This window comes from Chryseobacterium sp. CBSDS_008 (assembly GCF_049959325.1).
Classification (GTDB): Bacteria; Bacteroidota; Bacteroidia; order Flavobacteriales; family Weeksellaceae; genus Chryseobacterium.
Genome location: NZ_CP188202.1, coordinates 462,209 through 476,518, shown reverse-complemented (window position 1 = coordinate 476,518; position 14,310 = coordinate 462,209). Strand labels below are relative to the sequence as shown.

At 36.3% G+C, this 14,310-nt stretch carries 13 protein-coding genes; 9 read left to right on the top strand and 4 right to left on the bottom strand.

The annotated features are described in order from the left end of the window. Positions 1-401 precede the first annotated feature (401 nt). Both ACP3T3_RS02050 and ACP3T3_RS02045 read right to left on the bottom strand, forming a co-directional pair. Positions 402-758 (bottom strand): helix-turn-helix domain-containing protein, encoded by a 357-nt coding sequence (locus tag ACP3T3_RS02050; protein WP_426478275.1) that lies wholly within the window; start codon positions 756-758, stop codon positions 402-404. A gap of 91 nt (positions 759-849) precedes the next feature. Then, positions 850-1,587 carry a LuxR C-terminal-related transcriptional regulator gene (locus ACP3T3_RS02045; protein WP_426478274.1) on the bottom strand — a complete coding sequence of 246 codons (738 nt, stop codon included), beginning with the start codon at positions 1,585-1,587 and terminating at the stop codon, positions 850-852. 89 nt (positions 1,588-1,676) lie between these two features. Between ACP3T3_RS02045 and ACP3T3_RS02040 the strand changes: the two genes are divergently transcribed. The 3 genes from ACP3T3_RS02040 to ACP3T3_RS02030 all read left to right on the top strand — a co-directional run bounded on the left by ACP3T3_RS02040 (position 1,677) and on the right by ACP3T3_RS02030 (position 6,656). Then, positions 1,677-2,324 carry a DUF1349 domain-containing protein gene (locus ACP3T3_RS02040; protein ID WP_426478273.1) on the top strand — a complete coding sequence of 216 codons (648 nt, stop codon included), beginning with the start codon at positions 1,677-1,679 and terminating at the stop codon, positions 2,322-2,324. A 724-nt stretch (positions 2,325-3,048) separates the two neighbouring features. Then, a complete protein-coding gene (locus tag ACP3T3_RS02035; RefSeq protein ID WP_426478272.1) occupies positions 3,049-6,039 on the top strand; it encodes a sensor histidine kinase in 2,991 nt (996 codons plus the stop codon). Between the two features lie 5 nt (positions 6,040-6,044). Further along, positions 6,045-6,656: a response regulator gene (locus ACP3T3_RS02030; RefSeq protein ID WP_426478271.1), complete on the top strand. Its 612-nt coding sequence runs from the start codon at positions 6,045-6,047 to the stop codon at positions 6,654-6,656. 150 nt (positions 6,657-6,806) lie between these two features. Here ACP3T3_RS02030 and ACP3T3_RS02025 read toward each other — a convergent pair whose 3' ends face one another. Continuing rightward, a complete protein-coding gene (locus ACP3T3_RS02025; RefSeq protein WP_426478270.1) occupies positions 6,807-7,652 on the bottom strand; it encodes a hypothetical protein in 846 nt (281 codons plus the stop codon). Between the two features lie 237 nt (positions 7,653-7,889). Here ACP3T3_RS02025 and ACP3T3_RS02020 point away from each other — a divergent pair, with 237 nt between their 5' ends. From ACP3T3_RS02020 to ACP3T3_RS01995, 6 genes are all read left to right on the top strand, one after another. After that, on the top strand, positions 7,890-8,879 hold the full coding sequence (locus tag ACP3T3_RS02020) for a helix-turn-helix domain-containing protein (protein ID WP_426478269.1): 990 nt from the start codon (positions 7,890-7,892) through the stop codon (positions 8,877-8,879). Between the two features lie 112 nt (positions 8,880-8,991). Then, positions 8,992-10,185 carry an MFS transporter gene (locus tag ACP3T3_RS02015; RefSeq protein ID WP_426478268.1) on the top strand — a complete coding sequence of 398 codons (1,194 nt, stop codon included), beginning with the start codon at positions 8,992-8,994 and terminating at the stop codon, positions 10,183-10,185. A gap of 205 nt (positions 10,186-10,390) precedes the next feature. Beyond that, the gene (locus ACP3T3_RS02010; protein ID WP_426478267.1) at positions 10,391-10,804 is read left to right on the top strand and encodes a hypothetical protein; all 414 of its coding nucleotides are present in this window, start codon (positions 10,391-10,393) and stop codon (positions 10,802-10,804) included. Between the two features lie 233 nt (positions 10,805-11,037). Next, entirely contained in the window at positions 11,038-11,139 is a 102-nt protein-coding gene (locus ACP3T3_RS02005; protein WP_426478266.1) for a hypothetical protein, read from the top strand. Between the two features lie 2 nt (positions 11,140-11,141). After that, on the top strand, positions 11,142-11,234 hold the full coding sequence (locus ACP3T3_RS02000; protein WP_426478265.1) for a hypothetical protein: 93 nt from the start codon (positions 11,142-11,144) through the stop codon (positions 11,232-11,234). Positions 11,235-11,456: 222 nt separating this feature from the next. Further along, complete coding sequence (locus ACP3T3_RS01995; RefSeq protein WP_426478264.1) at positions 11,457-11,675, top strand: helix-turn-helix domain-containing protein; 219 nt, start codon at positions 11,457-11,459, stop codon at positions 11,673-11,675. 214 nt (positions 11,676-11,889) lie between these two features. Here ACP3T3_RS01995 and metE read toward each other — a convergent pair whose 3' ends face one another. After that, positions 11,890-14,193, bottom strand: coding sequence for a 5-methyltetrahydropteroyltriglutamate--homocysteine S-methyltransferase (gene metE, locus ACP3T3_RS01990; protein WP_426478263.1), 2,304 nt, complete (start codon positions 14,191-14,193; stop codon positions 11,890-11,892). Positions 14,194-14,310 lie beyond the last annotated feature (117 nt).

Genomic DNA, 14,310 nt, shown 5'->3' with positions numbered 1-14,310 from the left:
AAAAAACAAATATATAACTATTTATAAGGCCTAAGCGCCTCTATTGAGATTAAATATTATTAAAGACACAATATTTTATTCTTATTATCTGGAAACCAAAGTATTTGTATCTGTATCAATCTTTTTAACGTTTTCACCTATTGAATTAATTAGTTTTTTCTTACCTAAATTTAATAAAAAAATCAAACAATAAAGAAATATTAGTAAATAAATAATAAAAAAATGTTATTATTTTTCACAAACAGCTCATTTATAAAAGATTATTTTCTTATTATTTTAACATTTTAATTCACTAAACAGCTTTTTAAATCCGAAAATCCGGACGGCCAAATCCCTATCCAGAGACAAAAGCCGGCACAAATCTTCTGACACAACAATATTAAACAAAAAAAGTGGTCAATTTAAGATCTATTTGAATTTCTGAAATTTCCGGGGGTAAAACCGGTCATTTTTTTAAAAAATTTTGAAAAATTGGAAGGGTCATAAGTAAAAATACGGGCAATTTCTGCTATAGATTTATCGGAAGTAATGAGCATTTGTTTAATCTGATCAATAATCTTTTCATCATAAAAAGAACAAGGATGCTGTCCGGTTTCTTTTTTAATGGTATCGGTAAGGTGCTTATGAGATACAGCAAGCTCGCCGGCAATTTCATTCAGCTCCATAAATTCAGGAACCGTTCCGGAAATAACCTCCTGAATATGGTGGTCTAAAAAGGTAAAATACTGATGGGTAATTTCTTCGCTTCTTTTCATCATGCAGGGGTAATATTAACTGTATTCAAGTTATAAAATTAATCATAATGTACAAGACAATATGGTGAACTTTTCGGATATTTAAAGTTGAATATTAATAAAAACTATCTTTAAAAGCTTGGGTAGAATTTTTTACTTTTAACTTTTCCAGAATATTCTGACGGTGTCTGCTAACGGTATTGATACTGATAGAAAGCAGGCCGGCGATTTCTTTGCTCGAATAGCCTTCCCCAACAAATTTTAAAACTTCCAGCTCTCTTGGGCTCAGAATACTTTTATAATCGAGTTTATCTTTCACAACAACTTTACCTTTTACAGCATTAATGATCATAAAATCCGGAGCATGAGATGAAGTCAAAGCGATATTATAAAGACATAGAGCGAGTCTCAGCCTTCCATTGTTTGGTGAGTAAATATAAAACATACGATGCTTTACCCATCTGTACTGATCATTTTTATCTTTCATCCTGATTTTTGAAACTACGCTGTAGGCTGTACGTTCTGTCATTTTCATAGCATCCAGTAATCTGAAAAAGCGGAGTTCATGGATATATTTCTTCAAGCGGTCATCAGGATGTATTTTTTTCAACATCTCTTCTTCCCAGATAGAATCTATTTCTGTAGGGTTTTCACTCTTGCTGAGACCTAGTTCTTCCGCAGCAGCAGATTTATAAATATAACTTTTGTTCTCCTGCATATCGCTCAATACACATACAGCACTTTCTATCTGAGCATATGCAAGCGCTCTTTCCTTATAGATTTCTATATTGAGTATACATTTTTGCGAGGTGTTATCCAGTAATTTATCGCTGAGCTGTTCACGGATTTCCATAATGGTTATTTATCAGTATTGACGCGATTCGGGTTTAGTAATACTTTTGCTAAAATAATAATTTACCCTTAGAACTTATCCAAAAGAGAATGAAGAAATTGATTTTAAGTTTTTGCACCTTATTCCTGATTCAGAAGTTTTCTGCACAGACCCTGGAAAAAATGGTCTGGTTTAATGAACCTGAAAAATGGGAAATCAAAAACAACAGTCTTTCCATGTTTGTAACTCCGCAGAGCGATTATTGGAGAATCTCACACTACGGATTTACCGTAGATGACGCCCCTTTCTATTACGCAACCTATGGCGGTGAATTTGAAGCAAAAGTAAAGATAACCGGCAGCTATAAGGCAAGGTTTGACCAGATGGGGCTTATGCTTCGCACCGATAAGGAACATTATATTAAAGCCGGAGTGGAGTTTGTAGACGGGAAGTATAATCTCAGTACCGTGGTAACCCATAACAAAAGCGACTGGAGTGTCATTACATTGGAAAAAACACCTCCTGCAGTATGGATAAAAGCAGTGAGAAGACTGGATGCTGTAGAGATTTTCTATTCTTTTGATGACAAGAATTATATCATGATGCGAAATGCTCCGCTTCAGGATAATACTCCGGTAATGGTAGGATTAATGGCTGCCTGCCCGGACGGGGAAGGATTCACTGCCGTTTTTGAAAACTTCAAAGTAAAGCACCTCCCGGATGAGCGCAGACTGAAATGGCTTGAAAATCATAAATAACGATTGAATTACACTTCAATATACAGTCAATTTTATTCACCTCCCATCATTTTCGGGAGGTTTTTTTATTTAAAAACCTGACATTCTGAGTGTTGGACAATCAAAAAGAGGCTGTTTACTTGTAGTACAGCCTCTTTTGTTTTTGAGATAAAACCGTTTGTGTTCTTAGAATCATTATTTTGACAATAAAGTTCTTTTAATCGTTATGAGAATATTTTTGCAAAAATATGAATATCCATAAGCTCTGGCAAAGATGTCATGTAGAATTAACCTCAGATTTTTGTCAAATTTTTACTACAAAAACAATTTAAAAAAACTTAAGCCGTTATCAATAAATCTATAAAAAATATACTGAACCATCAATATTTTTCATTTATAAAATTCTAAAACAAATCACAAATACGGTATAGAGTGGGATTTATAGAAGAAATTTTTAAATGAATCCCGCATGAATTTATCACTTATTATTGAAATACCATAATGTTTCAGAAATTTTTTAGCTCCCTGTATGGGGTACACAAGGATCAAACTTATAGAAAATACTGATTTGTCTTCATAATTTCACTATTTTTACACGATCAAAAATAAAACACAAAAGACCAGAAAACTTCAATGATAAAAATTTATTCTCAATCGTTCCTGCCCATTAAAAAAACATTGACTTGTACAAATACTATTATTAACCATCTACTGTATTAGCAGATATAGATCAGTTTGCACATATATGAGAGTTTGGGCATTTATTTTTGCTTGTATATATTTAAACATTTCCGGACAGCGCCACACCTCTACGTGGTACAATATAGACAATGGGCTTCCGCAAAGCAGTGCAAAGGCCATTGTCAAAGATAAATATGGATTTATCTGGATTTCTACAGAAAACGGACTGGTACGGTATGACGGGATTTCGTTTATTACCTTTGATAATTTCAAGGTTAACAATCTGCATTTTGGTGAGTTCATCGGCAATCCGTTTCTGGACAGTATAACAGTTCTTAATAATTTACAGGAAAATAAAATCATTATTAAAAACAGGTTTCCTAAGCTTGCCAAACTCACCCGCAATGATAAAATGACGTGTTCCAATGGTAATGATATCGTGCATCGTATTGCCAATAATATCATTACGGCGGATTTTTATAATGATGTCCAGTATTATATTAAGCTTAAGAATTCTGTTTATCATTTTGCAGAAAAGAATGTTATTATTTATAAGGAGGGAAAAAAGGAAAAAAAAATCGTCCTCCCCTTTACCAACAAAGATCTTAACTATACTTTTGTATTGAATGATACCCTTTTCATTAATGATCTGAAAAAAAGAAAGACCTATTCTATCTGCAATGGACAGCTTTCTGTTTCTGATAAGCCCACCCTTTTTAATCATCCTGATACCAAAATCTACTGGCAGCAGATTACCAATCAGACTTTTATTATTAACCACGATAATATTTATATCGTAGAAGGTAATGAAAAGGACCTTCACCTGAAATTCCTTGTAAATTTTGAGGAAATTGGAAACTACCCTTACTGCTCTATGTTCTATGATAAGGATTTCAACAAATTGTATCTGGGAACGCTCAATAACGGACTGAATGTGCTCAAGCTATCCGGTTTCTATATTTCAAAAAAGGAAACTGATTTTTCAAACAATGTATATTATGCTTCACTCCCATTCAGCAAAAGTACTATCATCGCAGAGGACGGAACAGAGTTTGGGAAAAACGGTGTTGTGAATAAACATCTTTTCGGCTGCAAGGACAATTACCTGATGATGTATGACCATTCCGGAAATATGCTGATCAGAAAGAGAAACTGTATGATCAGGTTTTATAAAAATTCAGGATTTAAAAAGAAGGATTCTATCTGTGTCAACAAAAGGCTTGAAACTTTTATGAAAAGTGGAAATCTTTATGGCGCTGCTTTTACAGGCCTTTCAGGAAGCCAGCTTCAGCTTTATAAAAAGGATTTGTTTTCCAAGCCGGATTTCACTTATAATTTTAAAAGTGCTGTCAATATTTTTTATCAATACAGCCAAAATGAGATCCTGACCGGAAACAGTGACGGGCTCTATTCAGTACATCTGAAAAGCAATACAATCACTCCGCTGCTCAAAAATATCAATGTCAAAAGTATTTTCAGAACGAAGGATAACCTGATCTGGATTACCACCAATAAAAACGGGTTTTATCTTTTCAGAAACCATACACTTATCAAGATGCCGAATGACAGTAATGATTACCTTCAGTCGGCTCATTATATACTGGAAGACCAAAAGGGATATTATTGGATTTCTTCTAATAACGGTATGTTTAAGGTTCCTAAAAAACAGCTGCTGCAATATGCAGAAGACAGAAAAGCACCGGTTTTTTATTATCGTTTTACCAAAAAAGACGGTTTTTTGACGAATGAATTTAATGGAAGTTCAGAGCCTAATGCCTATGCTCTTGAGAATGGAGATTTTGTATTTCCTTCGATGGATGGTTTTGTATTTTTTAATCCGGACAGCATTCAGTCGTATTATCCGGAAAGAAATAAAATCTATATTGAAAGGGTAAAAACCGGAAATTCTGAACCTCAGTATTTTCACCAGAGACTTGATTTAAAAAATGATTATAAAACAGCAGATGTCTTTATCGATATCCCTTATTTTTCTAATCCTGAAAACCTTTATATTGAAGCTCAAATATCGGGCAAAGAAAATACCGGCTGGGAAAAGGTTGCAACGGGAAAAGAATTAAAATACACCATCAGCAATCTGTCTCCCGGGGATTACACCCTGAGTGTAAGGGTATTAATTTCTCCTGACGGGAAATATGAAGTAAAGACCATACGTTTCACTATTCAGCCTCTTTTTTATCAGACATTGCTTTTCAGAGTGTCTGCTTCCATCATTATCCTGATCATAATCATTGTGATTGTTCAGCTAATGACCAATTTTCTAAGGATAAAAAATAAGGCTTTAAAACAGATTGTTCATAATAAAAATTCTGAACTGAAAGAAACATCCCTTCACCTTGAAGTGGTAAAAAGCAATCTGCAAAAAGAAACGGAATACCAGAAAAAGCTGGTGGAAACCATCAGCCATGATATCACTACACCAATCAGGTTTATTGCAATGCTTTCGCAAAAACTCCATGAATCTGACGATGTGGAGCTTCAGAAAAAGTATTTTGACAGTATTTATAAATCTTCGGAACAGCTTTATCAGTTTACACTGAATTTAAAGGAGTACACTGAGCTTTATAAGGCTGAAAATATTTTTGAAGAAAAAGAATACCCTATCAACAGAATCCTGGAAATCAAGAACAGGCTATTCTGTGAAATTGCGAAAGAAAAAGGAACAACCATTACCAATCTTACTGAACATACGGTTTATGCCAAGGTAAATGAAAGTATTTTAACCGCAATTATTCATAATATCCTTGATAATGCTGTAAAAAATACCCTCGCCGGGAATATAACCCTGAATATAACTGAAAATTTACAAAAACCCACGATAATTATTTCTGACACAGGAACTGGAATGTCTGCAGAGCAGATGGACATGTATATGAACCTGTTCAGGAACCCTAAACTGGAAACTCCCAGCTTCAAAGGAAGAGGGCTTGGTCTGCATATGGTCATCCATCTGGTAAAAAAGATCAATGCCGGAATCAGTTTCGTGCACAACCAACCCAAAGGAACTGTTGTAGAAATAACACTCAATAAAAACTAACCTCTATGAATGAAAGAATTTTAATCGCAGATGATCATTACGTAGTAAGAGCAGGAACTTCTTTGGTTCTTGAAACGGCTTATCCGGGGCTGAAAATAGATTTTGCCGAAAACTACGACCAGGTAAAAAATAAGTTGGAAACTCAACGGTATGACCTTCTCATTTTAGATATCGATATGCCGGGAACGCAGTATAAAAAAATGGTCCCTGAGCTTAAAAATATTCAGCATGATCTTAAGATTCTCATATTTTCAGGGTATGACAAAGATGTTGCGATCCAGTATATCAGAGAAGGCGCCGAAGGCTATCTGAATAAACAAAGCAGTGAGGAAGAAATTAAAAATGCTGTGAAAACCGTGATCGAAAAAGGATATTTCTATCCTGCAGAACTCATAGGGCTTATTATTCAGAATAAGAGAAATAACCCTGTAGAAAAGCTGTCTTCCAGAGAATATGAAATCTTCAAACTTCTGGCAGACGGCAATGGAAACCTTGAAATTGCCAACAGACTGAATATTCAGATGTCTACAGTAAGCACTTATAAAAAAAGGATTTTTCAAAAGCTTAATGTCGGAAATATTGCAGAATTAATTAAAATATATGAAATGATGCATTAAGAAAAACGGGACCGGAGTTTCATATTATTCCGGCCCCAGAAAAAACACAAATCTCATTAGGTTTTTAAGCAGCTAACTATTGATTTTGTTGATTTGTTATGTCATCATTGCATTTTTAGAATCATCAGACAGTTTTATTAAAGCGGTCTGTTAATATAGTCTCTGCACAGAAAGATACAGCTCTCTTGTGTTATCAGAAGTATTGGCATCTGTTGTGGTGGCATTGCTGCTTCCTGTCGTAGATTTGTTATCTACACGGAAGGCATAATACACTCTGTACCATCTTGGTTCCGGGTCCTGTATCGTTATATCGAATGTTATGGTCTCATTATTTGTCTGGGTTAGATATACACCATCATCAAACTGCCTGTATGCTCCGGGTGATAATTTAATATTTCCGTTATCAGAATCTCCGGTATGAGTGGACATTTCTGAAACCCAGATTTTCACATCTGATGTTCCTACATTATAAAGTCTCGGATTAAAAGTTGTAACGGCGCCTGTTCCTGCTGAACTGTTGTCAAACTGCGCATCAAGTCTTAAGAAACCTCCCAGAACAGGTAGATCTGAAAGATAGGTACTGGCCAAAGTATTAGCCCCGGAAGTACCTGCAGGTATGCTCGCATGATAGTAAACCAAATCTCCGATGGTAATATCATCATCATTTCCTCCAAATGCAAACTTCCAGGTTGTTCCGTTAAACATATAATATCCGGCCTTATCCACCTTTGCTGTTTTGGCTGAAGGCATCGTCACTGCCTGGGTCACATAGACTAATGCTCCGGTCTGTGCAGCCAAATAGACATTATCTTTAGCCTTCAGCTGGTCTCCCGTCATCCTGGGCGCCATTACCCCATCCGGCACTGTTGCCACATCCGGCTTACCTTCTATCTGTAATGTTACTTTAGGAGAATCCGTATTGATACCTACCTGGGAATAGGCGGCTATTGAAAAACACATCATTATGCCAGTAAGAGTTAATTTTATTTTCTTCATTTTAGTATATTTGTTTAAAATTTCTTGAGTTATTTAAAAAATAAATAAATCATGCAGGTCAGTTGACATATCATCAATCAGCCTTTATTGAGCTAGCTGGTGCAAAGTTATCTGCGTTGATAAATCAATTTTGTGAATAATCAATGAAAAACCGGAAACGGCTCAACAAAACACAAATAAATAACAATCAACTACTTAACCCAGTCATTTTTTGAAATCTGATTGAAATAAAATGTATTGAATGATTTAAAAATTATCCCCTTACCACAAATGACCTCAACAAAAGACATAAAAATTGAACAGTACAAAAGACAGCTGATCTATTATTACAACATCCTGATGTCTGTTATTCTTGCTGTATTTGCTTTAATATTTACTTTTATCATTCCCGATAAAATAATGGCCTGGTATCTTTATGGCGGACTTTTCTTATTGGTTTATACATACCTGATTGTGCGTAAAAGTTATTCTGTAAATGTCATGGTACATTCTTACATTATTATTGCCACTCTTTATAATTTTTATATCATGCTTGTTTTCTGGAATAATTCTATAGCAAGTTTTGTCTGGCTTATTCCGATTCCGCTGGCGGCATATGTTTTTTTTCCAAGAAAGTATGTCTTTATTTACAGCCTGTTTGTTTTACTGAATATCATAACAGGGTATTTTATTTCAAAAGCATTCAGCTTTAATTTTCCTAAACACAGCCCCGATGATGTAAGGATCACAGATACAATTCTTATGATTTCCAACGTAGCCGTAATATCACTCCTGCTCTATTTTAAGGATAAAATAAAACGGGTTGAAATTTACCATGAAATTGAACAGAAGGCCTATCATCCGGAAGCTCACTTAATTCCTGTGCTGGAAAAAATTCCTTTTGCGGATGAGCTGTTTGAAAAAATTGAACTGTTGATGAAAGAGAAGCAGCTGTATAAAGACGTTAATTTCAATATTTCAAAACTTTCTACTGAAATGGATATCAACAGCAGCTATATTTCAAAATCAATCCGGGCAAAAGGATATCCCAACTTTAACAATTATCTGAATAGGCACAGGATTGGATGTGTAAAAAGACTGCTCAATGAAAATGATCTGGAAAAAATTACCCTTATGTATATTTATACGGAGGCCGGATTCTCCAATCAGTCTACTTTCAACAGGGTATTCAAGCAGATGGAAAGCATTACTCCTTCTGAATATATCAGCAGTCTGGAAATGCACTGATTTGTTTCACCCATAAAAACCATTGAATAATGATTTTTAAATCCGAAAAATAATCAGGAAATTTACAGGACCTAATTTTCTGTCAAACCACTGCTTTTAATTGCAACCCATAATGAATTCATCTGAAAAAGCTCTTCAGGGAAGCCGGCGTCTCCGATATATAAAACTGTGTATATTCTTTTCAGGACTTTCGGTTTTTGCACAGCTTTATTTGTTCCAGCCTTTGCTGCCTATGGCTGCAGAACAGTTTGGTGTATCTGTAGGTGATACTTCCCTTCTGGTCTCTTCTTCTACAATAGGGATGGCTTTAGGATTACTGTTTTTCGCTTTTAAAGCCGACAGCTATTCACGAAAAAGCCTGATGGTCTTTTCATTGATTTCATCTGCTGTACTTACTGTTATTTCCACCTGGATTCCTGGCTTAAGCCTCCTGATTGTGATCGGCGTATTAAAAGGCTTTGTGGTATCCGGGGTTTCTGCAGTAACCCTTGCCTATCTTACAGAAGAAGTGAGCGCTTTAGCAGTGCCGGCTACCATCAGTATGTATCTCAGCGGCAACACTATTGGCGGAATGAGCGGAAGAATAATGGCTACTTTATTCGCCGGGGAGTTTGGATGGCGCAATGCAGTGCTTCTTATTGGAATAGAAAGTTTCATTCTGGGGGCTGTATTCTGGAAACTGTTCCCGGAATCAAGATTTTTCAATCCTCAGAAAACGGATTATCACCTTAAAGTAAAGCAGATGAAGTTTTTCCTTACCAATCCTTATATGCTTCGTTTATACTTTACTGCAGCATTACTGATGGGTGTTTTTGTCAGTGTTTATAATTATCTGACATTCAGATTAGAGGCAGAACCTTTTTCATTAAACCATTTTATTATTGCCTTTATCTTCCTGATGTATATTTTCGGGGTTTTTGGAACTATGGTTGTGGGCCGCCTTTCCAGAAGGTTTCCTATGCATAATATCCTCAAGGGTTCTATTTTGTTTATGCTCATCGGGGCCGCCTTGCTGCTATCCGGGCACCTCTATATGCTTATCTTCGGACTTGGGCTTTTTACTTTTTCATTTTTTGCTGCGCATACAATGGCCAGCCAGATGACGGCTTTATATGCTAAACGTGGAAAATCTTCAGCGACTTCCATTTACTGGCTGTTTTATTATTTTGGTTCCAGCATTCTGGGAAGCGGTACCGGCTATCTTCTCCACGCTTATTCATGGAATGTTTTCATAGGAGTTCTTATCTTAACAGTTATTATTGCGCTCCTTTTAACTACAGCCAATGTATCCCCAAAAGAAAAATAAAGAACGAGTACCACATACATACCACATTTTTATTTTTACAAAAAACGCTATAATTCGCTTATTAGTGTACTATTTTAACATATCATTAATTTTTAATAGTAAAAATTTAACCCAAATCTTGACTAAAACAAGCATTATCATTGAGATGCAGGGCATAATATTTGCAGTTTATCCTGTACTATATCACACCTAAAATCAGAATATTATGAACGTAGCAGATCTAAAAATCAAAAACTTAGTCGAGTACAAAAGCCAGATTTATAAGATCACTGAGATCTTTCAGCATGTCGATCAGGCTTATTTTGTAAAAATTGAAAATGATATTCAAAGTATTTCAGTCCCGGCAGATGCCATCAAACCTATTAAAATCACAGAAGAATGGCTTGAAAGACTGGGATTTTCAAGAACTTACAGTTCGGATCAGAGTATAAGATACGAAAGACCCGAACCTTTTATAAAATATGATATAGACCTGAGTTCCAGAAAAATACTGGAAGGCTTGAAAATATACGGAAATGCCATAAAATGTAAATATATCCACGAGTTTCAGAATATTTTCTCAAGCTTATTCGGAAAAGAAACAGCTTTACATTATGGCTATCTGAAAACAGAATCGTAGTTAAATAGTTCTTAGTTGCAGAAGACCACAATTTACAGATTAAATTGTGGTCTTCTTATGTATAATTGCTTCCACATATTGCCTGTTAATAAATCAGAGACTCACGATTCTGTTTATTTTTTAATTAAATAATAATGATAAAACAAGTATCAGCCCGGATTTCATTCCTTATTTTTACAGTAAACTAATCGGATATTTCTGAAGATCCGGTTACCGGAAATGCTAACGGCCCATTGGGAGGCTACCTTATCCACAACAAATCAAAGAGCCGGCAGGTGATATTTTTGAATTCGCAGGAAAACAGGGTGAAACCATTAAGAGAATTGGTAAAGTAAAAGTGCAGGTAACAGTGGAAGACGACCAATCCAATATAATCCGTATCACCGGAAATGCGGTATGTGTTTTCAGAACTACAATGGATCTGAAATAAACCCTGCATTTTATTTGAAAAGCTGCCCCATGAATGAAAATCAGTCGTCATTTACATGAATCAAAAGATGAATATAATGAAAGAATTTTAAACAGTCTTTCGTGCAGTCTACAAATAATATGAACCATACAACAAACCTGTCTTTAGAGTTTCTGGCGAACTTTGTGGTATTAAAATCATCACAATGGTATAGAGCGTTTTGCTTATTTAACAGGGAGAAGTTTGTCTGCATTCAAAAGGGATTTTCAAAAAATATTTGGTATTCCTCCAAGACAATGGCTGCAGCTTCGAAGATTAAAGGAAGCCCACTTTCTGCTCACCCAAAAAGGCAGATCCGTTTCAGATATTTACCTGGATCTGGGATTTGAAAATTTATCCCATTTCTCTTTTGCATTTAAAAAGCAGTTTGGTTATCCTCCAAGCTCACTACAGGCAAAATAGTTTAGACCTCATCCCAAAAAATACATCTGAAAGCAAGGATAACAAGAATAACGGCTGCTATTGCAATTATTTTCACCTTCATATTGCTGACAATATAATATATAAATGAATAGCGAAATCCTTATTCCATCAATGTTCTAAAGGATTACTATAATAAATCGTGCCATGAATATCATGACACGATCCTGGTGATGGTATTTATTTATTTAAATTCTCAAAGTGCATATTCTACCGAGGCTTCTTTAGCCGCAGCAACCATCGCTATTAAAGCTTTTTCGGTTTCGTCCCAGTGTCTCGTTTTCAGTCCGCAGTCCGGGTTTACCCAAAGCTGATTGGCAGGAATTACATGCTGGGCTTTTCTCAACAGTTCGATCATTTCTTCTTTTGACGGAACCCTTGGTGAGTGGATATCGTATACTCCGGGGCCAATTTCATTTGGATATCTGAAGTCTGCAAATGCATTCAGCAATTCCATCTGGGAGCGGGAGCATTCTATGGTAATTACGTCTGCATCCATATCAGCAATATTTTCAATAATATCATTGAATTCCGAATAGCACATATGCGTATGAATCTGGGTAGCATCTTCCACTCCGCTTGCTGAAATTCTGAAGGCTTCAACAGCCCATTTCAGATAGTTCTGCCAGTCGGTTTTTCTTAACGGCAGTCCTTCTCTTATAGCAGGTTCATCAATCTGAATAATTCTGATTCCCGCTTTTTCCAGATCCACTACTTCATCACGGATTGCCAAAGCAATCTGCTTACATGTTTCCGAACGAGGCTGATCATCACGAACAAAAGACCATTGTAAAATCGTAACCGGGCCTGTCAGCATTCCTTTTACCCATTTTTGAGTCTGGGATTGGGCGTATTGGGACCAATAGACCGTCATCGGAGCTGGGCGGGATACGTCACCGAAGATTACAGGCGGTTTCACACAGCGGCTTCCATAGCTCTGTACCCATCCGTTTTTAGTGAATACAAATCCTTCAAGCCGCTCCCCGAAATATTCCACCATGTCATTACGCTCAAATTCTCCGTGAACCAATACATCTATACCGATTTCTTCCTGCCATCTGACCGTTCTCCGGGTTTCTTCTTTCAGCAGCGTATCATATTGTTCTGCGGTAAGCTCTCCTTTTTTGAATTTGGCTCTCCAGCTTCTTACCTCTGTGGTCTGCGGAAATGATCCGATCGTCGTGGTTGGGAATAAAGGAAGCTGTAATGCTTTTTGCTGTTTTTCTTTACGGATTTTGAAAGTGTTTCTTCTTTGGGCATCCTTATCTGTTACTGCGTTTGCTCTTTGCTTTACCTGGTTATTGTGAATCAGAGAAGAAGTTTTTCTACTCTCAATTGCGATTTTATTTTCTTCGAATGCTTCAAGAGTCTGTTCATTTTCTGTCCCGGATGCCAGCTCTTTAAGTGCTACCACTTCTTTCACTTTCTGTTTGGCAAAAGCCAGCCAGTTTTTAATTTCAGGAGTAAGACCGGTTTCAAAATCAAGATCACAAGGAGAATGGAGCAATGAACATGATGAGGCAATCAAAACCCTTTCAGATCCTAATTTTCCGATAGCTTTCCTGATCAATAAGAGTGACTTTTCAAAATCATTTTTCCATATATTTCTACCATCAACTACTCCTAACGAAAGACTTAAGCTTTCCGGAATATGATTCAGTATTTCATCCAGTTGCCCCGGATTTCTGACAAGATCAATGTGCAGTACATTCACCGGAAGTGAAACTGCAAGCGATGTATTATCTTTTAATCCGTCAAAATAAGTGGCCACGATAAATTTCAGTTTCGGGAAACGTTTTTTTATTTCAGCGTATACGGAAACATAGGTTTCTTTTGCCTTCTCTGTTAAATCCAATGCCAGGAAAGGTTCATCAAACTGAATCCATTCAGCACCCTGCTCCTGAAGCCTGGTTAAAATTTCCGTATATACAGGAAGAAGATTTGCGACAAGATCCATCTTATCGAATCCTTCTTCTTTTTCTTTCCCTAATAGCAGATAAGAAACCAGCCCGATAATAACCGGTTTCGCATTAATTCCAGCCTGTTTTGCTCCTGCAAATTCATTGAAAATTTTACCTGAGCTTAGCTTAAACTGTTGGTTTTTATAAAACTCCGGTACGATATAGTGATAATTGGTATCGAACCATTTGGTCATTTCCATCGCTGTGATATCCAATCCGTCTTTCTGATATCCTCTTGCCATGGCAAAGTAAAGATCCAGCTCAGCATTGTTCTTTTTAAGCGCTACTTCATGATAACGTGCAGGGATTGCCCCTACCACAAGGCTCATATCCAGTACCTGGTCATAATATGAAAAATCATTACACGGAATAAGGTCTATTCCGGCTTCTTTCTGGATATTCCAGTTCTGATTACAGATATTTCTGCCTGTATTCAGAAGTTCTTCCGGAAGGATTTTGCCTGACCAATACTGCTCGCAGGCTTTTTTGAGTTCTCTTTTGCTGCCAATACGCGGATAGCCAAGAATGTGAGTTTGCATTTTTTAAACTTTTTAATTAAACTTAATATTAAAGCCCTTTAAAATGCTTCGTCATGTTTTAACGGAAGAAATTTCAGGAAAGTAATGACATAACGGGAAATGCAGTTTCCTTTTAAA

Bases quoted from the DNA above. Each gene is read 5' to 3' on its own strand.
- ACP3T3_RS02025 (WP_426478270.1), bottom strand. From the start codon at position 7,652: ATGAAGAAAATAAAATTAACTCTTACTGGCATAATGATGTGTTTTTCA.
- ACP3T3_RS02030 (WP_426478271.1), top strand. From the start codon at position 6,045: ATGAATGAAAGAATTTTAATCGCAGATGATCATTACGTAGTAAGAGCA.
- ACP3T3_RS02045 (WP_426478274.1), bottom strand. From the start codon at position 1,587: ATGGAAATCCGTGAACAGCTCAGCGATAAATTACTGGATAACACCTCG.
- ACP3T3_RS02050 (WP_426478275.1), bottom strand. From the start codon at position 758: ATGATGAAAAGAAGCGAAGAAATTACCCATCAGTATTTTACCTTTTTA.
- metE (WP_426478263.1), bottom strand. From the start codon at position 14,193: ATGCAAACTCACATTCTTGGCTATCCGCGTATTGGCAGCAAAAGAGAA.
- ACP3T3_RS02015 (WP_426478268.1), top strand. From the start codon at position 8,992: ATGAATTCATCTGAAAAAGCTCTTCAGGGAAGCCGGCGTCTCCGATAT.
- ACP3T3_RS02035 (WP_426478272.1), top strand. From the start codon at position 3,049: ATGAGAGTTTGGGCATTTATTTTTGCTTGTATATATTTAAACATTTCC.
- ACP3T3_RS02040 (WP_426478273.1), top strand. From the start codon at position 1,677: ATGAAGAAATTGATTTTAAGTTTTTGCACCTTATTCCTGATTCAGAAG.
- ACP3T3_RS02010 (WP_426478267.1), top strand. From the start codon at position 10,391: ATGAACGTAGCAGATCTAAAAATCAAAAACTTAGTCGAGTACAAAAGC.